The 21,417-nt window shown below is 60.7% G+C and carries 21 protein-coding genes; 13 read left to right on the forward strand and 8 right to left on the reverse strand.

Annotated features, from left to right (window positions below; all coding sequences use genetic code 11):
• Positions 1-118: 118 nt before the first annotated feature.
• The 4 genes from ASG55_RS03670 to rluB all read left to right on the forward strand — a co-directional run bounded on the left by ASG55_RS03670 (position 119) and on the right by rluB (position 3,492).
• A complete protein-coding gene (locus ASG55_RS03670) occupies positions 119-817 on the forward strand; it encodes a segregation and condensation protein A (protein ID WP_172828192.1) in 699 nt (232 codons plus the stop codon).
• 11 nt (positions 818-828) lie between these two features.
• Positions 829-1,794, forward strand: a complete 966-nt coding sequence (gene scpB, locus ASG55_RS03675; protein ID WP_056783735.1) for an SMC-Scp complex subunit ScpB — start codon at positions 829-831, stop codon at positions 1,792-1,794.
• Positions 1,795-1,937: 143 nt separating this feature from the next.
• The gene (locus ASG55_RS03680) at positions 1,938-2,129 is read left to right on the forward strand and encodes a DUF1289 domain-containing protein (protein ID WP_016771121.1); all 192 of its coding nucleotides are present in this window, start codon (positions 1,938-1,940) and stop codon (positions 2,127-2,129) included.
• A gap of 142 nt (positions 2,130-2,271) precedes the next feature.
• Entirely contained in the window at positions 2,272-3,492 is a 1,221-nt protein-coding gene (gene rluB / locus ASG55_RS03685) for a 23S rRNA pseudouridine(2605) synthase RluB (RefSeq protein WP_056783737.1), read from the forward strand.
• Positions 3,493-3,688: 196 nt separating this feature from the next.
• Here rluB and ASG55_RS03690 read toward each other — a convergent pair whose 3' ends face one another.
• Together ASG55_RS03690 and ASG55_RS26955 are read right to left on the reverse strand one after the other, a co-directional pair.
• Positions 3,689-4,654: a hypothetical protein gene (locus tag ASG55_RS03690; protein WP_056783740.1), complete on the reverse strand. Its 966-nt coding sequence runs from the start codon at positions 4,652-4,654 to the stop codon at positions 3,689-3,691.
• A gap of 71 nt (positions 4,655-4,725) precedes the next feature.
• Positions 4,726-4,863 carry a hypothetical protein gene (locus ASG55_RS26955; RefSeq protein WP_003222780.1) on the reverse strand — a complete coding sequence of 46 codons (138 nt, stop codon included), beginning with the start codon at positions 4,861-4,863 and terminating at the stop codon, positions 4,726-4,728.
• 892 nt (positions 4,864-5,755) lie between these two features.
• Between ASG55_RS26955 and ASG55_RS03700 the strand changes: the two genes are divergently transcribed.
• Positions 5,756-7,168, forward strand: coding sequence for an amino acid permease (locus ASG55_RS03700; protein WP_056783743.1), 1,413 nt, complete (start codon positions 5,756-5,758; stop codon positions 7,166-7,168).
• Positions 7,169-7,391: 223 nt separating this feature from the next.
• The gene (gene arfB, locus ASG55_RS03705) at positions 7,392-7,805 is read left to right on the forward strand and encodes an alternative ribosome rescue aminoacyl-tRNA hydrolase ArfB (RefSeq protein WP_016771119.1); all 414 of its coding nucleotides are present in this window, start codon (positions 7,392-7,394) and stop codon (positions 7,803-7,805) included.
• Here arfB and ASG55_RS03710 read toward each other — a convergent pair.
• From ASG55_RS03710 to phhA, 6 genes are all read right to left on the reverse strand, one after another.
• Entirely contained in the window at positions 7,802-8,989 is a 1,188-nt protein-coding gene (locus tag ASG55_RS03710; protein ID WP_038861083.1) for an MFS transporter, read from the reverse strand. The genes arfB and ASG55_RS03710 overlap by 4 nt on opposite strands.
• A gap of 112 nt (positions 8,990-9,101) precedes the next feature.
• Positions 9,102-9,284, reverse strand: coding sequence for a hypothetical protein (locus ASG55_RS03715; protein WP_039761215.1), 183 nt, complete (start codon positions 9,282-9,284; stop codon positions 9,102-9,104).
• Between the two features lie 70 nt (positions 9,285-9,354).
• On the reverse strand, positions 9,355-9,486 hold the full coding sequence (locus tag ASG55_RS27405) for a hypothetical protein (RefSeq protein WP_263596258.1): 132 nt from the start codon (positions 9,484-9,486) through the stop codon (positions 9,355-9,357).
• A 332-nt stretch (positions 9,487-9,818) separates the two neighbouring features.
• On the reverse strand, positions 9,819-11,012 hold the full coding sequence (locus tag ASG55_RS03720) for an amino acid aminotransferase (protein WP_056783746.1): 1,194 nt from the start codon (positions 11,010-11,012) through the stop codon (positions 9,819-9,821).
• The gene (locus ASG55_RS03725; protein ID WP_016771115.1) at positions 11,012-11,368 is read right to left on the reverse strand and encodes a 4a-hydroxytetrahydrobiopterin dehydratase; all 357 of its coding nucleotides are present in this window, start codon (positions 11,366-11,368) and stop codon (positions 11,012-11,014) included. The genes ASG55_RS03720 and ASG55_RS03725 overlap by 1 nt, the downstream gene beginning before the upstream one ends.
• A gap of 115 nt (positions 11,369-11,483) precedes the next feature.
• Positions 11,484-12,275 carry a phenylalanine 4-monooxygenase gene (gene phhA, locus ASG55_RS03730; RefSeq protein WP_056783748.1) on the reverse strand — a complete coding sequence of 264 codons (792 nt, stop codon included), beginning with the start codon at positions 12,273-12,275 and terminating at the stop codon, positions 11,484-11,486.
• A gap of 393 nt (positions 12,276-12,668) precedes the next feature.
• On the opposite strand from phhA, the gene ASG55_RS03735 reads away from it, so the two are divergent.
• The 7 genes from ASG55_RS03735 (at position 12,669) to flgK (ending at position 21,409) form a co-directional block, all read left to right on the forward strand.
• Positions 12,669-14,231 (forward strand): sigma-54-dependent phenylalanine hydroxylase transcriptional regulator PhhR, encoded by a 1,563-nt coding sequence (locus tag ASG55_RS03735; RefSeq protein ID WP_016771113.1) that lies wholly within the window; start codon positions 12,669-12,671, stop codon positions 14,229-14,231.
• Between the two features lie 344 nt (positions 14,232-14,575).
• Complete coding sequence (locus ASG55_RS03740) at positions 14,576-15,316, forward strand: flagellar basal body rod protein FlgF (RefSeq protein WP_016771112.1); 741 nt, start codon at positions 14,576-14,578, stop codon at positions 15,314-15,316.
• Between the two features lie 45 nt (positions 15,317-15,361).
• Positions 15,362-16,147, forward strand: a complete 786-nt coding sequence (flgG, locus tag ASG55_RS03745) for a flagellar basal-body rod protein FlgG (protein ID WP_016771111.1) — start codon at positions 15,362-15,364, stop codon at positions 16,145-16,147.
• A 51-nt stretch (positions 16,148-16,198) separates the two neighbouring features.
• On the forward strand, positions 16,199-16,894 hold the full coding sequence (gene flgH, locus ASG55_RS03750; protein ID WP_016771110.1) for a flagellar basal body L-ring protein FlgH: 696 nt from the start codon (positions 16,199-16,201) through the stop codon (positions 16,892-16,894).
• A gap of 27 nt (positions 16,895-16,921) precedes the next feature.
• Positions 16,922-18,010, forward strand: a complete 1,089-nt coding sequence (locus ASG55_RS03755) for a flagellar basal body P-ring protein FlgI (protein WP_024012083.1) — start codon at positions 16,922-16,924, stop codon at positions 18,008-18,010.
• An 11-nt stretch (positions 18,011-18,021) separates the two neighbouring features.
• Entirely contained in the window at positions 18,022-19,338 is a 1,317-nt protein-coding gene (gene flgJ, locus ASG55_RS03760) for a flagellar assembly peptidoglycan hydrolase FlgJ (RefSeq protein ID WP_056783752.1), read from the forward strand.
• Between the two features lie 25 nt (positions 19,339-19,363).
• A complete protein-coding gene (flgK, locus tag ASG55_RS03765) occupies positions 19,364-21,409 on the forward strand; it encodes a flagellar hook-associated protein FlgK (protein WP_056783753.1) in 2,046 nt (681 codons plus the stop codon).
• The last annotated feature ends 8 nt before the right edge of the window (positions 21,410-21,417 follow it).

Genomic DNA, 21,417 nt, shown 5'->3' on the forward strand with positions numbered 1-21,417 from the left:
CGCAGTGGAAACCGTGGTCGATCCCCAGGCCGGCGCCCAGCAGGAACTGCCGTTCGCGATGGTCTATGGTCAGGCGGTCATGGAAATGCCGCTGGACCTGTACATCCCGCCGGATGCGCTGGAAGTCTTCCTTGAAGCCTTCGAAGGCCCGCTCGACCTGCTGCTGTACCTGATCCGCAAACAGAACATCAATATCCTCGACATCCCGGTGGCGGAAATCACCCGCCAGTACATGGGCTATGTCGAGTTGATGCAATCGGTGCGCTTGGAACTGGCTGCCGAATATCTGGTGATGGCGGCGATGCTCGCCGAGATCAAGTCGCGCATGCTTCTGCCGCGCGCTGAAACCGTCGAAGATGAAGAAGACGATCCACGCGCCGAACTGATCCGCCGCTTGCAGGAATACGAGCGTTTCAAGGCTGCTGCCGAAGGTATCGATGGGTTGAGCCGGGTCGGCCGCGATGTGATCGTGCCCAAGCTCGACGCCCCGGAAGCGCGGGCGCGCAAGCTGTTGCCCGACGTCGCGCTGGAAGAGATTCTGATGTGCATGGCCGAGGTGCTGCGCCGTGGCGACATGTTCGAAAGCCACCAGGTCAGTCGCGAAGCGCTGTCCACCCGCGAACGCATGAGCGATGTGCTGGAACGGCTCAAGGGCGGCGGCTTCGTGCCGTTTGTCGAGCTGTTCACCGCTGAAGAAGGCCGCCTGGGTGTGGTGGTGACCTTCATGGCGATCCTTGAACTGGTCAAGGAATCCTTGGTCGAGCTGGTGCAGAATGAGCCGTTCGCCGCGATCCACGTGCGAGCCCGAGCCGAATAACGAGTCCCTGTATGAACCTGACTGAACCCCGCGAGCTGGCGTCCCTGCTTGAAGCCTTTCTGTTGGCCTCGGGAAAGCCGCAATCCCTTGAGCGCCTGTATGAACTGTTTGAAGAAGGCGAGCGGCCCGAGCCGGCGGTCTTCAAGAAAGCCCTGACCCTGCTCGGCAAGTCCTGCGAGGGTCGCGCCTTTGAACTAAAGGAAGTCTCGTCGGGCTATCGTTTGCAGATCCGCGAGAAGTTTTCACCGTGGGTCGGCCGTCTCTGGGAAGAACGCCCGCAGCGCTATTCCCGTGCGTTGCTGGAGACCATCGCGCTGATCGCCTATCGCCAGCCGATCACCCGTGGCGAGATCGAAGACGTGCGTGGCGTGGCGGTCAACAGCAACATCGTCAAGACCTTGCTCGAGCGTGAGTGGATCCGCGTCGTCGGCTATCGCGACGTGCCGGGCAAACCGGCTATGTTCGCCACGACCAAGGCGTTTCTCGACCACTTCAACCTGAAAAACCTTGAAGATCTGCCGCCGCTGGCCGAGCTGCGCGAGATGGAAGCCGAACCGGTGCTCGACTTCGACGACGCGCCGGTGCCGCAGAGTCTGCAGGAACTGGCCGACGCCAGCGCCGAGCCGGAGGAGGAAAAAGAAGAAACCAGTTTCCATTCCCTGCTGCTGGAGCTGGACAGCATGGAAGAAGGCATCAAAACCGACTTTGACGACTTGCTGCGTGATGCGGTGGATGGCGAAGCGCCGGTGTCTGAGCCTGAGATCATCGCGCCGGTTGTTGAAGCTGAAGTTGAACTTGAAGCGGCGCCTGACGCCGAACCGGAAGAAGACATTCTCGGTGTCGCCGAGGCCCGCGAGAAGCTCCTGGCCGCTGTCGCCGCCCTCGAACAGCCTGAACCGGAACTCAGCGAAGAAGAAGCCGAAGCCCGCGCACTGGCCGAGGCGATCGAAGCCGAACGGCGCGAGTTCGAAGACTGACGCCTATCGAGAAACCAGTGAAGACGCTGTGGGAGCGAGCCTGCTCGCGAAGGCGGTGTGTCAGATACATTAATGCTGAATGACAACGGGCCTTCGCGAGCAGGCTCGCTCCCACAGGGTGAAATGTCGTTCTGGAGATTGCGATGAGCTCAACCAAAGACCCCTGCATCAGCCTCTGCAAATTCTCCGACGACATCTGCCTGGGTTGCGGTCGCAGCAAGCGCGAGATCAAGGCCTGGAAGAAGCTCGACAAGGACGACAAACGCACGGTGCTGGCCGAAGCCGCGCTGCGCCTGATCAAACTCGGTGGTGCCGGTCGGCGGAAAAAGAAATAACCGGCAATCGATCAGCTAGTCTCTGATGCGCGACGGCGCACATCCGCGTATGATTCGCGACCCTTCGCCGATCCCTTCGGCCTGGACCCAGTTTTCAATACTTCAGGCGCCGCCTGAACAGACCACACCGGGAGGTGCCCAGATGAGTGACATCAATCAGAAAGACGACCAGGAAATCGGCCCAGCAGGCGAAAAGCTGCAGAAGGTCCTCGCCCGTATCGGCGTCGGCTCGCGCCGTGACGTGGAATCCTGGATCAGCCAGGGCCGGATCAAGGTCAATGGCAAAGACGCCACCCTCGGCCTGCGCGTCGACATGCACGACGCCATCACCATCGATGGCAAAGTGATCAAACGCGAAGAGGCCGCCGAATCGGTGCGCCGCGTGATCATGTACAACAAGCCCGACGGCGAAATCTGCACCCGTGACGACCCGGAAGGCCGTCCGACCGTGTTCGACAAGCTGCCGCGTCCGAAAGAAGGCCGCTGGATCAACATCGGCCGTCTCGACATCAACACCACCGGTCTGCTGATGTTCACCACTGACGGTGAGCTGGCCAACCGTCTGATGCACCCGTCCTACGAGATGGACCGCGAGTACGCCGTGCGTGTACGCGGTGAAGTCGACGACGAGATGATCGAACGCCTGAAGGCCGGCGTGGTGCTGGAAGACGGTCCGGCGCGTTTCACCGACATTCAACAGGCGCCGGGCGGTGAAGGTTTCAACCACTGGTACCACTGCGTGGTCATGGAAGGGCGCAACCGTGAAGTGCGTCGTCTGTGGGAATCCCAAGGTCTGGTGGTCAGCCGTCTGAAGCGCGTGCGTTTCGGTCCGGTGTTCCTCAACTCCGACCTGCCGATGGGTCGCTGGCGCGAAATGAGCCAGTACGAAGTCGACGTCCTCAGCGCCGAAGTCGGCCTGACGCCGGTGGCATTGCCGCAGCTGAACGCCAAGAGCAAGGACAAGCTCGAACGCATGCAGCGCAAATCGTCGCGGCCGATGGCCAAGACCGAGCGCGTACGCACCCTGCGTCCAGCCGCCGGCGCACCGACCGCGCCGCGCCCGAGCCGTGAGCCGCAGATCGAAGGCGAGCGTCCAGGTCGCAAGCCAGTCGCCCGTGACGGCGAGCGCGCACCGCGTCCGGCCAATGGCCGTACTGAGCGTGGCGAACGCGGCGCTCCTGCCGGTCGCGGTACGCCAGTGGCGGATCGTCCAGCCGACACCACCAACAAGCGCCCGGCCAAACCGGCGCCAAAGCGTCCGGGAATCAAACTGGTCGACGGCGACAAGCCCTCGGGCAAGCGTCGCGGCGCACCGGCTGGTTCCGGTCAGCGCCCGGGTTTCGGTCGCAAAAAGCCGGAATAAGGCAGCTGTGAGTTACTAGCTGCAAGCTGCAAGTTGAAGCAAAAACGCCAACCTTAGGGTTGGCGTTTTTTTTCGTCTGGCGAAACTCATGTAGCGTCTGATTGGGCCTCTTCGCGAGCAGGCTCGCTCCCACATTGGAGTTGCGTCGAACATAAATCCCTGTGGGAGCGAGCCTGCTCGCGAAGGCGTCAGTCGCCTAAAACACAAATCGGCCATCGAAAACCGGCTTGTCATCCAGCGCCAACACCCCGCCCGAAAAGATCAGATCCAGGTGATGACTGCCCTTGGCGCCACCGCCTAATCCAAGATGCAACCCACAATGCCGCTCCTCAAACCCGGCATTGCGCGCATACAGATCCTTCACGCCTTCGTTGGTGCCAATCCCCAACTCCTCAATCCGCCGGTTCGACGGGTTGGCATCCAGGTACTTGTTGAAATCATGTTCCAGCCCCGGCACGTCGGTGGCGATGCGGCTGATGGTCGAGTTCTCGATCCACAGCTCCAGCGGCGATTCCAGCACGCCGTACTTGCGCGCGAAGGGGATGGTGCTGAGGAAGGTGCCCTTGAACTTCACGTGGCCATTGATGGCTTCGCTATGGGTGGCGATTTCGCCGGGGGCGAGGTCAAAGTTGCCGACGCCGTTGATGTCGGTCCACTTCTTGATGCTGCTCATCGGCGTTTCGAACCATGAGCCGTGGTCATCCTTGAAACTCAGCGTGGTCGCCTGGGACATGCGCTGGATCAAGTGACTGTTGAGTCCGGCGATGCGTTGCGGGGTGATGCTGAAGGTGTCGTAGAAATAGTCGCCGTAATCCTTGAACAGCAGCGACTTCTTCCAGTTTTCCGCCATCACCGCTTGCAGTGCGCGGACGAACTCCGGGCCGTCGGGGCGCGGGTTGGGCAGGGTGGAAGAGTCGTAGAAGAAAATGTACAGATCGCTGTCGGCAATTGCCTCGGACAGCGCTGCGGTGCTTTCCAGGTCCAGGCGCCGGGCGCTGAACTCAAAGCGCGGATGCTCGCCGGCCTGTTCGGCAATGGCGCCGGTCAGGGCTTCGTAATCGGCGGTGTGGCCCAGCATGACCTTCGCCGAGTCGAGGCCGGCGAGGGCAGGGTGATGTTCGAGGTAGTAAAGGAAATGCGAGATGGCGCGGGGCTTGTCCATGAATCCTCCCTGACTGACCGGGGAATGAAGCGGCAGGCACGACCGGCCGGACCGTGCCTGCCCGGGATGTCTTACAGAGGCCACATCGCCGTGCCGAACGGAACCACCGCGTCGGCTTGCATCATTTCCACAGCGGCCTCATGGGTTGGCGCTTCAAACCATTCGTCCAGTTGCAGTTCGGTATCCAAGTCTTTTTCCAGTGCTTGCATGGTCGATCTCCTAGAGAATTTCACGGTTTATGACTGACCGGTCGAGGTGGCCGGTGAGACGTGAAAAACCTAGTTGAGGCTTTTTCGTAATGCAAAATTTTATCCATTTAATTTTTAAATAGACTTTTTGTTCTGTTTTTCAGGATCGGTTTTCTTATTTGAAAACAAAAAACTAGGCAGGCGAAATTGATAGCAAGCTAGCTACCGTCAATATGCAGACGTCCTTCGGAAATTTCTGATTCGGAAAATATTCGTTACGCGTTGTAAACAAAACGTGACGAATAGGCCCCGCCGGAGCGGTGATTTCCCGCTTCCGCATTGGTTGTAAGGAAAAGCTTCCGTAAGCCGGGAGAACAGCTGCCCCGCAAGGCTCTGGCGCGCTTGTTTCCAGTGTTCAGGCAGGGTGTGATGCGCCCCATGCCTGTCGTGCAGGCGAATAACAAGAAGGAGGCGCAATGAACGCCGCGACTGATTTCCACTTCTCCCCGTGGGACGGTTTTTTCCTCGTCCCCGTCGATGGCCTGCAAAGGCCTGACTCATATTTTGCAGCCGCTCGGCACTGTCGAGGCGGACACGTGCAATCCCGGCAACCGACACGCTGATCAGGCGGGTCTGGCAGCAGGGGGTTAGCGGTGTACAATGCGCCGCGTTTTAACTGTGACCCTCTGCGTAATCGCAAAAATCTCGAGGCTATCCGCCTTGTTCACTCCGCCGCGCCACAAGCGTGCCGGGTTCGATTTCGTCACAGATAAAAACAAACAGGTGACGCATGACCGTTGTAAATGAGCTGAACTCCTGGTGCCTGCGCTGGGGTTTGATCGGGGCTGCCTGAAATCGCAACCTTGCAGCAACGTCTACTGAACATCATCAAACCTTGCGTGAGACCTTTTTCATGAGTGGACAACCCTCGCAATCAGGCGAGCTTAAACGCGGCCTGAAAAATCGCCATATTCAACTGATCGCCCTCGGTGGCGCGATCGGTACCGGATTGTTCCTCGGTTCTGCCGGGGTACTGAAATCCGCCGGCCCGTCGATGATCCTCGGCTACGCCATTTGCGGCTTCATCGCCTTCATGATCATGCGCCAGCTCGGCGAAATGATCGTCGAAGAGCCGGTGGCCGGTTCCTTCAGCCACTTCGCCCACAAATACTGGGGCGGTTTCGCCGGTTTCCTCTCGGGCTGGAACTGCTGGATTCTGTACATTCTGGTGGGCATGTCCGAGCTGACAGCGGTCGGCAAGTACATCCATTACTGGGCGCCGGATATCCCGACCTGGGTCTCCGCTGCTGCATTCTTCGTGCTGATCAACGCGATCAACCTGGCCAACGTCAAAGTCTTCGGTGAGGCCGAATTCTGGTTTGCGATCATCAAGGTCGTGGCCATCGTCGGCATGATCGCCCTGGGCAGCTACTTGCTGGTCAGCGGCCACGGCGGCCCGCAAGCCTCGGTGAGCAACCTGTGGTCCCACGGCGGTTTCTTCCCCAATGGGGTGAGCGGTCTGGTGATGGCCATGGCGATTATCATGTTCTCCTTCGGCGGTCTGGAAATGCTCGGCTTCACTGCTGCTGAAGCCGATAAACCCAAAACCGTGATTCCGAAAGCGATCAACCAGGTGATCTACCGCATCCTGATTTTCTACATCGGCGCGCTGGTAATCCTGCTGTCGCTGACCCCATGGGACAGTCTGCTGGAAACCCTCAACGCGTCCGGCGATTCGTACAGCGGCAGCCCGTTCGTGCAAGTGTTCTCGATGCTCGGCAGCAACACCGCCGCGCACATCCTCAACTTCGTCGTGCTGACCGCCGCGCTGTCGGTGTACAACAGCGGCACCTACTGCAACAGCCGCATGCTGCTGGGCATGGCCGAGCAGGGCGATGCGCCGAAAGGTCTGGCGAAGATCGACAAGCGCGGCGTGCCGGTGCGCTCGATTCTGGCGTCGGCGGCAGTGACGCTGGTTGCCGTGCTGCTCAACTACCTGATCCCGCAGCACGCGCTGGAATTGCTGATGTCGTTGGTGGTTGCGACGCTGGTGATCAACTGGGCGATGATCAGCTACTCGCACTTCAAGTTCCGCCAGCACATGAACCAGACCAAACAGACGCCATTGTTCAAGGCGCTGTGGTATCCGTACGGCAACTTCGTCTGCCTGGCGTTCGTGGTGTTCATCCTCGGCGTGATGCTGCTGATCCCGGGGATTCAGATCTCGGTATACGCGATTCCGGTGTGGGTGGTGTTCATGTGGGTCTGCTACCTGATCAAGAACAAGCGCAGTGCCCAGCAGGCGCTGCCCGTGATCGCCAAGTAACCGCTCAAGCAAAAACAGCAGACCCGGCCAAGTGCCGGGTTTGTTGTTTTGAAATGGAAAAATCTGGCATCACACCGAACCCTGTGGGAGCGAGCCTGCTCGCGAAAGCGGTCCATCAGAAACATCTGCATCGACTGACACACCGCCTTCGCGAGCAGGCTCGCTCCCACAGAGGTTGAGTGAATCAGGTTATCCTGCACGCTCTGATTACGGACGCTTTTCCATGCTGGTGATTTCCAACAACGTGCATCTGCCGGATGCCGAGATCGAATTGACCGCCATCCGCGCGCAAGGCGCCGGTGGGCAGAATGTCAACAAGGTCTCCAGCGCCATGCACTTGCGCTTCGACATTCCCAACTCGTCTTTGCCGGAGTTCTACAAGGAACGCCTGCTGGCACTGCGTGACAGCCGTATCACCAGCGATGGCGTGCTGATCATCAAGGCGCAGCAATACCGAACCCAGGAAGCCAACCGCGCCGATGCGCTGGAGCGGCTGGTCGAGCTGATTCTCAGCGCCACCAAAGTGGAAAAGAAACGCCGCCCGACCAAGCCGACCCTTGGCTCGAAGAAGCGTCGGCTGGAGTCGAAAACCAAGCGCGGCAGTATCAAGGCCGGGCGCGGCAAGGTGGACTTCTAAACCTCGCGATACTTCGCCGTGTGCTTGTACAGATAGACACTCAAGCCAAGGCCGCTCAACGCTGCAAATGCGGCGAACAGGAAGATCGAAGCAAAACCGAATCCTGCTGCGATCGCCCCGGCCAGCGGCCCGGTGATCCCCAGCGACAAATCAATGAACAGTGAATAGGCACCGACCGCCGCGCCACGGCTCGAGGCCGGCACCAGATTCACCGCCTCCACGCCCAGCGCCGGGAACACCAGCGAGAAGCCGAAACCGCTCAGCGCCGCGCCCGCCAGTGCCCAATGCGCATCCGGCGCAATCCACAGCAACAACAAGCCCAACGTTTCCACCGACAGGCAGGCAATCGCCACGCGAAATCCGCCGAGGCGGTTGATCAGGTTGCCGAACAGCAGCCGCGCGCCGATGAAGCTGGCGCCGAACAGGCTCAGGCACAGCACCGCGTTGTCCCAGTGCTGGGTCGCGTAGTACAGGGTGATGAAAGTGGCGATGGTGCCGAAGCCGATCGAACCCAGCGCGAGCCCGCAGCCGTGGGGGAAGACTTTGCCCAGCACATGCATGAACGGCAGGCGTTCACCGGCGACGATCGGCGCGGCGGTCTTCGGCCATGCCAGCGCCAGACCGAGCAGGGCGAGGAGGATGATGCTCACGCCCATGCTCCACAGCCCCAACCTGCTTACCAGCCACACACCGAACGGCGCGCCGATCGCCAGGGCGCCATAACTGGCGATGCCGTTCCAGGAAATCACTTTCGCCGTATTCGCCGCGCCGACCCGGCCGATACCCCAGCCAATCGAACCGGAACCGACCAGGCTTTCCGCACTGCCCAACACCAGACGGCCGATCAACAGGCTGATCAGACTGAGCAGCGGCAGGTTCGGCGTCCACGCGGAAATCAGCATGAACACACCGCTCAAGCCACAGCCAGCGAGGCCAATCATCACTGCGCGTTTGCTGCCCTGGTTGTCGATGATCTTGCCAGCGTACGGGCGGCTGAGCAGGGTGGCGAGGTATTGCACGCTGATCACCAGCCCGGCGATCACGGCGCCGAAACCAAGGTCACTGTGGACGTAGCCCGGCAACACGGCGAGCGGGATGCCGATGTTCAGGTAACCGATGAAGGTGAAAAGGACGATGGAGACTACTTGCAGCGTAACCGTCAGCGGACGCTGGGGCTCGGGTATAGACGACATGGGTAACGATCCACGGGAGCAGCAGATTAGATAGGCTGCTCATGATACCGGCGTGAACCGCTCAAGGGCGGGGAAAAGTAAAACTATTTGCCGGGTGGCGCTTTCAGGATTTCGCCGGGGCGACCAGTTGCGTGGTGACGAGGGCGGCGAGGGCGTTTTCTTCGCTGCCGAAACGTTCGAGCAGGGCAGCTTGTTTCTCGGGCGAGAGGCGATTCCAGATCTCGATCATTTTCTCGGTGGCGCCGATCAGCACGGCAGCTTGGCTTTCGGAGAATTCGTCGGTCATGGCGGGCTCGGGTTTCAGGCAGTGTGGAAAGCGCATGTTAGCGCTTTCCACACGGTCTGTACGGCGGGTCTTACTCTTCGCTGTCGGCTTTGCGGCTGTCAGTGGCTTCTTGCGGCTCGGGCTTTTCGGCGCCGGCGTGTTGCGGGGTCGTCTGCTCAGGTACGTGCAGGCTTGGGAAGGGGAGATTGGGAATCTCGTGCATGGGTGCGCTCCTCGCTAAGTCTGTTGATAGATCAGGTGCTCCGCGCTTTACAAAGCCTGCGCAGGATACAGCAGGAAAAATGACAATCAGACTTTTAATTCAAATTAATGCGACAGATGGCCGCAGGGCGCGAGATCAACCGAAAACTAAATGTGGGAACGGGCCCTGTGGTGAGGGGATTTATCCCCGCTGGGCTGCGAAGCGGCCCAGACCCTGCATACGCGGAATGTCTGACACTCCGCGAGCAACAGTGTACGACTGCTGCGCAGCCGGGCGGGGATAAATCCCCTCGCCACAAGGGCCCGCTCCGACCGGGTTGTGTACTGCAAAAACTATTTGCAGGCGTCAGCGATCGCGTCAGCGAGCATTGCGAGGCGGGTGGCGTCAATGCCGGCGACGTTCGCGCGGCCGGAGCTGACCATGTACACGCTGTGCCGCTCGCGCAGGGTTTTCACCTGTTCCGGCGACAGGCCGGTGTAGGAGAACATCCCGCGTTGCACACCGATGTGCGCGAAACGCTCGCGCAAACCGTGCGGTTCCAGCGCCTCGACCAAGCCGCTGCGCAACTGCGCGATTCGCAAGCGCATCGCTTCCACTTCATCGGCCCAGCGCGCTTTCAGCTCTGGGTCGGCGAGGATGGTCGCGACCACCGCCGCGCCGTGATCCGGCGGCGTCGACCACAGATTGCGGGCGATATTGGCCAGTTGGCTGCGGATGTCGATGAGCTTGTCAGCGCTGGTCGCGCAGACGATCAGCGCACCGGTACGGTCGCGATACAGGCCGAAGTTCTTCGAGCAGGAACTGGTGATCAACAGCTCCGGGAGCTGTGTCGCGAACAGCCGAGTCGACCAGGCGTCCTGATCGAGGCCATCGCCAAAACCCTGATAAGCGAAGTCGATCAGCGGCAGCAGATCGCGGCTGCGCACCACTTCAAGCACGCGCTTCCAGTCGTCATGGCTCAGGTCGAAACCGGTCGGGTTGTGGCAGCACGCATGCAGCAGCACCACGTCACCCTTCGGCACTTCTCTGAGCACGGCGAGCATCGCTTCGACGTCGAGGCGGTTGTCACTGCCGACGTACGGGTAGTGGCTGACCTTGACCTTGGCAGCGGCGAAAATGGTTTCGTGGATCGGCCAGGTCGGGTTGCTCAACCACACGCCTTTGCCCGGCAGGCATTGCGCAATGAAGTCGGCCGCCAGACGCAGGGCACCGGTGCCTCCCGGGGTCTGGGTGGCGCCGGCGCGTTGTTCGGCGATCAATGCCGAGTCGCTACCGAGCACAAGCTCATTGATGACCTTGCCGAACAGCGGGTTGCCGTGGCCACCGATGTAAGTCTTGGTGTCCTGACTTTCGACCAGTCGCGCTTCGGCGATTTTCACCGCTTCCGGGATCGGCGTCAGGCCCTGGGCATCCTTGTAGACGCCAACGCCGAGGTCGAACTTGCGCGGATTGGCATCCTGCGCATAGGCCTCCATCAAACCGAGAATCGGGTCGCCGGGGACCCGGCCGATGGCGTCGAAGTGCATTACTTGCGTCCTTCTGCGGTCTTGGCCACTTCGTCAGTGCGCGCAGCCATGATGAAGTCGTTGCGGTGCAGGCCTTTGATCGAATGGCTCCACCAGGTCACGGTGACTTTGCCCCACTCGGTCAGCAGGCCCGGGTGGTGACCTTCGGCCTCGGAGATTTCGCCGACGGCGTTGGTGAACGCCAGCGCGTGTTTGAAGTTCTTGAACAGGAAAACTTTTTCCAGCTGCATGATGCCGTCGCGTACTTCGATGTTCCAGTCAGGGATCTGCTTGATCAGGATCGGCAGTTCTTCATCGCTGACTTGTGGCGCATCGGCGCGGCAGGCTTCGCAGTGGGCTTGGTTCAAAGTCGACATGGTGTATTCCTGAAAACGAGTGTGTTTTTTATTAAAGCGCGTGTGCCGCCAATGCCGTCACGCTAAAGCAAAGTGGCGGCGACGGACAGACGCAATTGTCAGCAAAAGTCGCGGTTCAGGCGGCTTTGGGTTTCGGCGGAAATTTCGGCGCGTGCAAGCCCAACTGCATGCCCTGACGAACCATGGCCATGATGTCTTCATGGGCCACGTCGAACAGGCGCTTGAGATTGGGCAGGACGAAGTACAGCGGCTGCAGGATGTCGATGCGATACGGCGTGCGCATGGCTTCCAGGGGATCGAAAACCTGATGCTCGGGCTCGTCCGACAGGCAGTAAACGGTTTCTTTGGGCGAGGACAGAATCCCGCCACCGTAGATGCGCTTGCCTTGCGGGGTGTCGACCAGACCGAATTCGATGGTCATCCAGTACAGCCGCGCCAGATACACGCGCTCTTCCTTGGTCGCTTGCAGGCCGAGCTTGCCGTAGGTGTGGGTGAATTCAGCGAAGTACGGGTTGGTCAACAACGGGCAATGACCAAAGATCTCGTGAAAGATGTCCGGCTCTTGCAGGTAGTCGAGTTCTTCGCGGGTACGTATGAAGGTGGCGACGGGGAATTGCTTGCTGGCAAGCAACTCGAAAAACGTCTGGAAAGGAATCAGCGCCGGCACCCGGGCAACTTGCCAGCCGGTGGTCTCGCCGAGGACTTTATTGATCTCGGCCAGTTGCGGGATGCGGTCGTGGGGCAGACCGAGTTTTTCGATACCGTCCAGGTATTCCTGGCACGCGCGACCTTCAATCACCTTCAACTGGCGAGTGATCAGCGTGTTCCACACCGCATGTTCTTCGGCGGGGTAGTCGATAAAACCTTGCGCATCGGGCTCGCGAGCCACGTATTGCGTCTGCTTCATGCTGTTCTCCTGCTAGGAAATTCGTTTTTGTTATGTCCAGCGATGGCTAAAGGAATAACCCAGAGTTTGAAGGCGTGCAGCATGTTGAGCCGCGCATGCGTAGGAAATTTCGTCGAGTTTCGTAAAGTTATTGTTACGCTTTGTCGGGTAATGCGCATTTACGGTGATTGGCGGGTTTGAAAAGGGCAGGGGCTGTCACATAATCTTGACAACTATCTGCGTGCCTCGACAGAAACATCTGCCCCGGGCGCGCCAGAGAACCCTGTGGGAGCGAGCCTGCTCGCGAAAGCGGTCTGTCTGACACATCGATACTGAATGTGCTGGCGCCTTCGCGAGCAGGCTCGCTCCCACAAGGACATGTGTTTATCTTTCAAACCTGTCGGACCTTTTTCTATGCGCATCAAAGTCCACTGCCAGAACCGCATCGGCATCCTGCGCGACATTCTCAATCTGCTGGTGGCGTACGGGATCAACGTTGCCCGCGGTGAAGTTGGCGGTGAGCATGGCAATGCGATCTATCTGCACTGCCCGAACCTGATCAACATCCAGTTCCAGGCGTTGCGCCCCAAGTTCGAGGCGATCGGCGGGGTGTTTGGGGTCAAGCGCGTCGGGCTGATGCCCAGCGAACGCCGGCACATGGAACTGAATGCGTTGCTCGGCGCGCTGGAGTTTCCGGTGTTGTCGATCGACATGGGCGGCTCGATCGTTGCGGCCAACCGCGCGGCGGCGCAGTTGCTCGGCGTGCGTGTCGATGAGGTGCCGGGGATTCCGCTGTCGCGCTACGCCGAGGATTTCGACCTGCCGGAACTGGTGCGCGCCAACAAGTCGCGGATCAACGGCATGCGCGTCAAGGTCAAGGGCGACATCTTTCTCGCCGACATCGCGCCGCTGCAATCGGAGCACGATGACAGCGAGGCCATGGCCGGCGCCGTATTGACTCTGCACCGCGCCGATCGGGTCGGCGAGCGCATCTACAACGTGCGCAAACAGGAGCTGCGCGGCTTCGACAGTATCTTCCAGAGCTCGAAAGTCATGGCCGCTGTGGTCCGCGAAGCGCGACGCATGGCGCCGCTGGATGCACCGCTATTAATAGAAGGCGAAACCGGCACCGGCAAGGAACTGCTGGCGCGCGCCTGTCACCTCGCCAGCCCGCGTGGACAGTCACCGTTGATGGCGCTCAATTGCGCCGGGTTGCCGGAGTCGATGGCCGAGACCGAGCTGTTCGGCTACGGCCCCGGCGCTTTCGAAGGCGCTCGCGCTGAGGGCAAGCTTGGCCTGCTGGAGTTGACCGCTGGCGGCACGCTGTTTCTCGATGGCGTCGGCGAGATGAGCCCGCGCTTGCAGGTCAAATTGCTGCGCTTTCTTCAGGACGGTTGCTTCCGTCGCGTCGGCAGTGATGAAGAGGTCTATCTCGATGTGCGGGTGATCTGCGCGACCCAGGTGGACTTGTCCGAATTGTGCGCGCGCGGCGAGTTTCGCCAGGATCTCTATCACCGCTTGAACGTGCTGTCGCTGCACATTCCGCCGCTGCGCGAATGCCTCGACGGTCTGACGCCGCTGGTTGAACACTTTCTCGACCAGGCCAGCCGGCAGATCGGTTGTCCGCTGCCGAAACTGGCCCCGGCGGCGATGGATCGCCTCAGCCATTACCACTGGCCGGGCAATGTGCGGCAACTGGAGAACGTGCTGTTCCAGGCGGTTTCCCTGTGCGACGGCGGCACGGTCAAGGCCGAACATATTCGCCTGCCGGATTATGGCGTGCGTCAGCCGCTTGGCGATTTTTCCCTCGACGGAAGTCTGGACGAGATCGTCGGGCGTTTCGAAAAAGCGGTGCTGGAACGCTTGTATTCCGAGCATCCAAGCAGTCGGCAGTTGGGCAAGCGACTCGGTGTGTCGCACACGACGATTGCCAACAAGTTGCGTGAGTATGAGGTTGGCAAAACCTCCGAAAGCTAAATAGAGCCTTTGTGGCGAGGGGATTTATCCCCGATGGGCGGCGAAGCCGCCCCGCTTTTTCTTCCCAGCGACCTCATTTGCAGGCTTGGCGACTGCTGCGCAGCCGAACGGGGATAAATCCCCTCGCCACAGGATCTCCATCCCCCGCCGAACTCAGGATTGCCACTAACCGGCATGACACCGCCGGTTTTTCGTCTTCAAACCATTTCAGATTCTCCCTCCGATCCCCTCAAGTCCCCTGTTTACCGGGTCTTCGCCCGCCAATAAAAAGTTGGTCTGCAAATTGCTTATGGCTGAGCAGTACAGCGGTGGGCGGCAAACGTCCGGCATGCAGAGGAAACACTGTGGACAAGTACCTTTATGTGGCAATGACCGGCGCCAGCCAGAACGCACTGGCGCAGCGGGCGCATGCCAACAACCTGGCGAACATTTCCACCAACGGCTTCCAGCGCGACCTCGAGCAGGCGCGTTCGATGCCGGTATTCGGTGACAGCTTTCCGGCGCGCGCGTTTGCCATGAGCGAACGTCCTGCCACCGACTTCACGCCGGGCTCGCTGGTGCAGACCGGTCGTGAACTCGACGTCGCGGTATCCGGCAACGGTTTCATCGCCGTGCAAAACCCCAGCGGTGGTGAAAGCTACGTGCGTACCGGCAGCCTCAACATCGACGCCCTCGGCGTACTGCGCGCCGGCAACGGCATGCCGGTGATCGGTAATGGCGGCCCGATCGCTGTGCCGCCCGAGCAGCAGGTCGAAGTCGGTGAAGACGGCACCATCAGCATTCGCGCAATGGGCGAAGGCCCCCGCGTCATGGCCGAAGTCGACCGGATCAAGCTGGTCAACCCGGACATCAAGAACATGAACAAAGGCCTCGACGGTTCGATTTACACCAAGGACGGCCAGCCGGCGCAAGCCGACGCCAACGTCAAACTGGTCTCGGGTTTCCTTGAGTCAAGCAACGTCAATGCCGTGGAAGAAATGACTTCGGTGCTGGCCCTGGCCAAGCAATTCGAGTTGCACGTCAAGATGATGAACACCGCCAAAGACGACGACCAGGCCATGGCTCGGGTCTTGCAGATCAGCTAATTATCAGAACGTCGCGCCGTAAAACAGGCGCACGAGGAGAATCGAATGCTTCCGGCTCTATGGGTTGCCAAAACCGGTCTGTCCGCCCAGGACACCAACCTGACCACCATTTCCAACAACCTGGCGAACGTCTCGACCACGGGTTTCAAACGTGACCGTGCCGAGTTCCAGGACTTGCTCTATCAGATCAAGCGTCAGCCAGGCGCCCAGTCGACCCAGGACAGCGAACTGCCGTCGGGTCTGCAAGTGGGTACCGGTGTGCGCATTGTCGGCACCCAGAAAAACTTCACCGCCGGCAGCCTGCAAACCACCGAGCAGCCGCTGGACATGGCCATCGACGGTCGCGGTTTCTTCCAGATCCTGCAACCGGACGGCACCACGTCCTACACCCGTGACGGTACTTTCCACCTCGACTCCAATGGCCAGATCGTCAACGCCAGCGGTTTCGCCCTGGAACCGGCGATCATCATTCCGAACGATGCGCAGACCTTCACTGTCGGCCGTGACGGCACCGTGTCGATCACCATCGCCGGCAACCCGGCCTCGCAAGTGATCGGCAACCTGCAGACCGCCGACTTCATCAACCCGGCCGGCCTGCAAGCCGTGGGCAACAACCTGTTCCTGGAAACCGCTGCTTCCGGCGCGCCGCAGATCGGCACTCCGGGCCTGAACGGTTTCGGTACCACGCTGCAGAACACTTTGGAAACCTCGAACGTCAGCACCGTTGAAGAGATGGTCAACATGATCACCACTCAACGCGCCTACGAGATGAACTCCAAGGTGATCTCCACCGCCGACCAGATGCTCTCGTTCGTAACGCAGAATCTGTAATCCAGTCTTTGGGGCGGCCTGAGGTCGCCAGCAACACCGTGAGGTAGGGTCATGAAGCGCTTTGTATCTGTTCTGGCATTGAGTGGGGTCGTCTCGCTCGCGGGCTGCGTCGCCCCGACGCCCAAGCCCAATGACCCTTACTACGCCCCGGTGTTGCCGCGCACACCGTTGCCGGCGGCTGCCAATAACGGCTCGATCTATCAGGCCGGCTTCGAGCAGAACCTGTACAGCGACCGCAAGGCGTTCCGGGTCGGTGACATCATCACCATCACCCTGAACGAGCGCACCCAGGCGAGCAAGAACGCCAACTCGCAGATGGACAAGAACAGCGATAACTCGATCGGTCTGACCTCGTTGTTCGGCTCCAGCCTGACCACCAACAACCCGATCGGTGGCGGTGACCTGAGCCTCAACGCCGGCTACAGCGCCGACCGTTCGACCAAGGGTGACGCCAAGTCCGGGCAGAGCAACAGCCTGACCGGTTCGATCACCGTGACCGTGGCCGACGTGCTGCCCAACGGCATCATCGCCGTGCGTGGCGAGAAGTGGCTGACGCTCAACACCGGTGACGAACTGGTGCGCATCGCCGGTATGGTCCGCGCCGATGACATCGCGACCGACAACACCGTGTCGTCGACCCGTGTCGCCGATGCGCGCATCACCTACTCGGGTACCGGCGCGTTTGCCGATACGAGTCAGCCAGGCTGGTTCGACCGTTTCTTCCTCAGCCCGCTGTTCCCTTTCTAGGTGGCGACTTTGAATTTCAAGAGCCTTATGGTGGCCGCGTTGTTGATGTCTGCGGCGTTCACCGCACACGCCGAGCGGCTGAAAGACATCGCCAGCATTTCCGGCGTGCGCTCCAACCAGTTGATCGGTTATGGCCTGGTGGTCGGGCTTAACGGCACCGGTGACCAGACGACGCAGACTCCGTTCACCCTGCAGACCTTCAACAACATGCTCTCGCAGTTCGGCATCAAGGTGCCGCCGGGATCGGGCAACGTGCAGTTGAAGAACGTCGCGGCGGTATCGGTGAGCGCCGATCTGCCAGCGTTTGCCAAACCGGGTCAGCAGGTCGACATCACCGTATCCTCGATCGGTAACTCCAAGAGCCTGCGTGGCGGCACCTTGCTGCTGACGCCGCTCAAGGGTATCGACGGCAACGTCTATGCGATCGCTCAGGGCAACCTCGTGGTTGGCGGTTTCGACGCTGAAGGCCGTGATGGTTCGAAGATCACCGTCAACGTTCCGTCGGCCGGTCGCATCCCTGGCGGTGCCTCGGTGGAGCGTGCGGTGCCGAGCGGTTTCAACCAGGGCAACAGCCTGACGCTGAACCTCAACCGCTCCGACTTCACCACCGCCAAGCGCATCGTCGACAAGGTCAACGACATGCTCGGCCCTGGCGTCGCACAAGCCATCGACGGCGGATCGGTGCGGGTCACTGCGCCACTGGATCCGAGCCAGCGCGTCGACTACCTGTCGATCCTGGAAAACCTCGAAATCGATCCGGGGCAGGCGGTGGCGAAAGTCATCATCAACTCGCGCACCGGCACCATCGTCATCGGCCAGAACGTGAAAGTGTCGCCAGCCGCCGTGACCCACGGCAGCCTGACCGTGACCATCACCGAAGACCCGATCGTCAGCCAGCCTGGCCCGCTGTCCAACGGCCAGACTGCCGTGGTGCCGCGCTCGCGGGTGAATGCCGAACAGGAAGCCAAACCGATGTTCAAGTTCGGCCCGGGCACCACCCTCGACGAGATCGTCCGTGCGGTGAACCAGGTCGGCGCAGCACCGGGTGACCTGATGGCGATTCTCGAAGCTCTGAAGCAGGCCGGCGCATTGCAAGCCGACCTGATCGTGATCTGAGGCCAGCCACCATGGATATGCGCAAAAGCGGTCTGGTCAGCAGCAGCGATTCGGGTTCCTACTCCGACCTCAATCGTCTGAACCAGCTCAAGGTCGGCGACAAGAACAGCGACGAAAACATGCGCAAGGTTGCGCAGGAATTCGAGTCGCTGTTCCTCGGCGAAATGCTCAAGTCGATGCGCTCGGCCACCGAAGCGCTTGGTCAGGACAACCCGCTGAACACGCCGGCGGCCAAGCAGTATCAGGAAATGTACGACCAGCAACTGGCGGTTTCGATGTCCCGCGAGGGCGGGGGTATCGGCCTGGCCGACGTGCTGATCCGCCAGATGTCGAAGAACAAACCGATGGCGCCGGGCGAGGCTGCAGCCGCGTCCGCCGCCAAGCAGCAGGAAGCGCTGGCCAAGGCCGCCGCCGTGCCGACGCCGATTGCCGCTGGCACCGTCGCCACCGGTCCGCTGTCCCGCGTCAACGGCGAGCGTCCGTTGTGGGCATCGCGCTCGGTGCATGCTCCGAACAACACCGATATTTCCCATCGCAACGACATGGCGCTGATCAACCAGCGGCGTCTGGCGCTGCCGCCGAAACTGGCCGACCGGTTGCTCGCCGGTCTGGTGCCGTCGGCGCCGAGCGCGGCCACTGCCAGCACTGCGGCGGCAGCGACCAACGCCTTGCCGCAACGGGCTGCGACTACCGCCGTCACAGGCTCCGGCGCGTTGTACAACGGCGACTGGCTGGCCCGTGCCGAAGAGCAGAAAGCCGCTGGCGGGCAGATGCAGGTTTACGGCCGCGCCATGGCGCAGATTCCGCTGGCACCGGCGAAGAAGGCCTTCAGTTCCGCCGACGAATTCGTCAACACCATGCTGCCGATGGCCAAGGAAGCCGCTGACCGCATCGGCGTCGATCCGCGTTATCTGGTGGCGCAAGCGGCACTGGAAACCGGCTGGGGCAAATCGGTCATGCGCGCTCAGGATGGCAGCAGCAGCCACAACCTGTTCGGCATCAAGGCGAGCAGCAACTGGAAGGGCGATTCGGCCCGCGCGATCACCAGCGAGTTCCGCAATGGCGCGATGGTCAAGGAGACGGCCGAGTTCCGTTCCTACGCCTCGTACAAGGACAGCTTCCACGATCTGGTGACGTTGCTGCAGAGCAACAATCGCTATCAAGAAGTGCTGAAGTCGGCCGATAACCCAGAACAGTTTGTACGCGAGTTGCAGAAGGCCGGTTACGCCACCGACCCGAACTACGCGACGAAGATTTCGCAAATTGCCAAGCAGATGAACAGTTTTGAAAACTACGCTGCGGCGGGTGTCTCCACCACGCCTTTATAAGGCACCAGGTAATAAGGTCTGAACCATGAGTTTGCTCAATATCGGGATGTCGGGACTGTCGGCCAGCCAGTCCTCTCTGGCTACGACAGGCAACAACATTGCCAACGTCGACACCGCCGGTTATTCACGTCAGCAAACCGTGCAGGGCACCAAGTCCTCGCAGCAGTACGGCAGCGTTTTCATCGGTACGGGCACGACCCTGGCCGACGTGCGCCGGGTGTACAACTCGTACCTGGAGTCGCAGCTGCACACCGCGACGTCGCTGGACAGCGAATCGGCCGCGTTTCTCAAGCAGGCGACGCCGCTGGACGCGATGCTGTCGGACACCAACACTGGCCTGACCGGTGTACTGCAGAAATTCTTCACCTCGATGCAGGGCGTATCGACGTCGGCCACCGATGACACTTCGCGTCAGTCGGTGCTGACCGGTGCACAGGCGCTGACCAGCCGTTTCAATACCCTGGCCAAGCAGCTCAACGATCAGAACACCACGATCAACGGCAGCCTCGGCGACATGACTGCCCAGGTGAACAAGCTCGCCACGGCGATCGCCAATCTCAATCAGAAGATCGGCGAAATCTCCACCAGCGGCGGGGCGCCGAACGACCTGCTCGACAGCCGTAACGAAGCCGTGCGTCAGCTCTCCGAGCTGACCGGTGCCCAGGTCGTCGAGCGCGGCACCAGCTTCGACATTTATGTCGGCAGCGGCCAGCCGCTGGTCATCGGTAACACCACCAACAGCCTGAGCATGGTCGCGAGCAAGACCGACCCGTCGCGCATGTCGATCCAGATGGATCGCGGTTCGAGCACCATCGACATCACTTCGGTGATCAGCGGCGGCGAAATCGGCGGTCTGCTGACCTATCGCAAGGAAGTCCTCGACCCATCGCTCAACGAGCTCGGTCGCGTGGCCCTGGTGATTGCCGATCAGATCAACAGCCAGCAAGCACAAGGCATCGACAAGAACGGTGACTTCGGCGCGGCGATTTTCAACAACATCAACAGTGCCGCCCTGATCAGTCAGCGCAGCATTGCGAAGGATGGCAACAGCGCCGGTTCGGGCAACCTCGATGTGACCATCAAGGACACCGGCAAGCTGACCACCAGCGATTATCAGGTGACCTTCACCAGCGCTACCGATTACACCGTCAAACGTTCCGACGGCACCGATCTGGGCGCATTCAGCACCACGACCAATCCGCCGCCAGTGATCGACGGTTTCACCCTGGCCTTGAACGGCGGCGCGCTGAGCGCGGGTGACTCGTTCAAGATCACGCCGACCCGCAACGCGGCGGCGAGCATTCAGACGGTCCTGACCGATCCGAAGAAAATCGCTGCGGCAGGTCCGCTGACCGGCGTCGCCAGCGCCAACGGTCTGGGCACGTACACCCAGCCGACGCTCAGCAATAAGATCGACATCTACAACCCGACCGCCCAGGCTGACATGCAGGCGGCGCTGAAGAATTCAACGCCGGTCAAACTGGTATTCGGTGCAGCCAGCGGTGGCAGCCAGTCGTACAACCTGGTCGACGCCAAGGGCGCGACCATCGGCACCGGCACCATCGTGCCTGGCCAGTCGAACACGCTGAATTTGAAAGTCGGCATCGTCGATGCCAGCGGCAACCCGGTGATGGACACTACCGTCACGCCGAACGTACAGAAGACCTTCACCGTGCAGACCACCGTGGGCGGCACGCCGAAAACCGGCGAGACCTTCACCATGAACCTGACCGGTGCGGCGTCTTCGGACAACCGCAACGCCCAGGCACTGGTCGCGTTGCAAACCAAACAGACCGTGGACACCGGTTCGGCGAGCAAGGGCATCAGCCTGACCGACGCCTACAACACCCTGGTGACCAACGTCGGTACCAAGACCGCCCAAGGCAAGTCCGACAGCGCCGCGACCACGGCGATTCTGGAGAACGCCAAGGGTGCCCGCGATTCGCTTTCCGGGGTCAACCTGGACGAAGAAACCGGCAACCTGGTCAAGTACCAGCAGTACTACACAGCGTCTTCGCAGATCATCAAAGCTGCGCAGGAAACTTTCGCCACGCTGATCAACAGCCTTTAAGGAGTCGT

This window comes from Pseudomonas sp. Leaf434 (assembly GCF_001425545.1).
In the GTDB taxonomy this organism is placed as follows: Bacteria; Pseudomonadota; Gammaproteobacteria; order Pseudomonadales; family Pseudomonadaceae; genus Aquipseudomonas; species Aquipseudomonas siliginis.

Excerpts from the sequence above, each read along its gene's own strand:
- scpB (WP_056783735.1), top strand. The coding sequence starts at position 829 with ATGAACCTGACTGAACCCCGCGAGCTGGCGTCCCTGCTTGAAGCCTTT.
- ASG55_RS03680 (WP_016771121.1), top strand. The coding sequence starts at position 1,938 with ATGAGCTCAACCAAAGACCCCTGCATCAGCCTCTGCAAATTCTCCGAC.
- rluB (WP_056783737.1), top strand. The coding sequence starts at position 2,272 with ATGAGTGACATCAATCAGAAAGACGACCAGGAAATCGGCCCAGCAGGC.
- ASG55_RS03690 (WP_056783740.1), bottom strand. The coding sequence starts at position 4,654 with ATGGACAAGCCCCGCGCCATCTCGCATTTCCTTTACTACCTCGAACAT.
- ASG55_RS26955 (WP_003222780.1), bottom strand. The coding sequence starts at position 4,863 with ATGCAAGCACTGGAAAAAGACTTGGATACCGAACTGCAACTGGACGAA.
- ASG55_RS03700 (WP_056783743.1), top strand. The coding sequence starts at position 5,756 with ATGAGTGGACAACCCTCGCAATCAGGCGAGCTTAAACGCGGCCTGAAA.
- arfB (WP_016771119.1), top strand. The coding sequence starts at position 7,392 with ATGCTGGTGATTTCCAACAACGTGCATCTGCCGGATGCCGAGATCGAA.
- ASG55_RS03715 (WP_039761215.1), bottom strand. The coding sequence starts at position 9,284 with ATGACCGACGAATTCTCCGAAAGCCAAGCTGCCGTGCTGATCGGCGCC.
- ASG55_RS27405 (WP_263596258.1), bottom strand. The coding sequence starts at position 9,486 with ATGCACGAGATTCCCAATCTCCCCTTCCCAAGCCTGCACGTACCTGAG.
- ASG55_RS03720 (WP_056783746.1), bottom strand. The coding sequence starts at position 11,012 with ATGCACTTCGACGCCATCGGCCGGGTCCCCGGCGACCCGATTCTCGGT.
- ASG55_RS03725 (WP_016771115.1), bottom strand. The coding sequence starts at position 11,368 with ATGTCGACTTTGAACCAAGCCCACTGCGAAGCCTGCCGCGCCGATGCG.
- phhA (WP_056783748.1), bottom strand. The coding sequence starts at position 12,275 with ATGAAGCAGACGCAATACGTGGCTCGCGAGCCCGATGCGCAAGGTTTT.
- ASG55_RS03735 (WP_016771113.1), top strand. The coding sequence starts at position 12,669 with ATGCGCATCAAAGTCCACTGCCAGAACCGCATCGGCATCCTGCGCGAC.
- flgG (WP_016771111.1), top strand. The coding sequence starts at position 15,362 with ATGCTTCCGGCTCTATGGGTTGCCAAAACCGGTCTGTCCGCCCAGGAC.
- flgH (WP_016771110.1), top strand. The coding sequence starts at position 16,199 with ATGAAGCGCTTTGTATCTGTTCTGGCATTGAGTGGGGTCGTCTCGCTC.
- ASG55_RS03755 (WP_024012083.1), top strand. The coding sequence starts at position 16,922 with ATGGTGGCCGCGTTGTTGATGTCTGCGGCGTTCACCGCACACGCCGAG.
- flgJ (WP_056783752.1), top strand. The coding sequence starts at position 18,022 with ATGGATATGCGCAAAAGCGGTCTGGTCAGCAGCAGCGATTCGGGTTCC.
- flgK (WP_056783753.1), top strand. The coding sequence starts at position 19,364 with ATGAGTTTGCTCAATATCGGGATGTCGGGACTGTCGGCCAGCCAGTCC.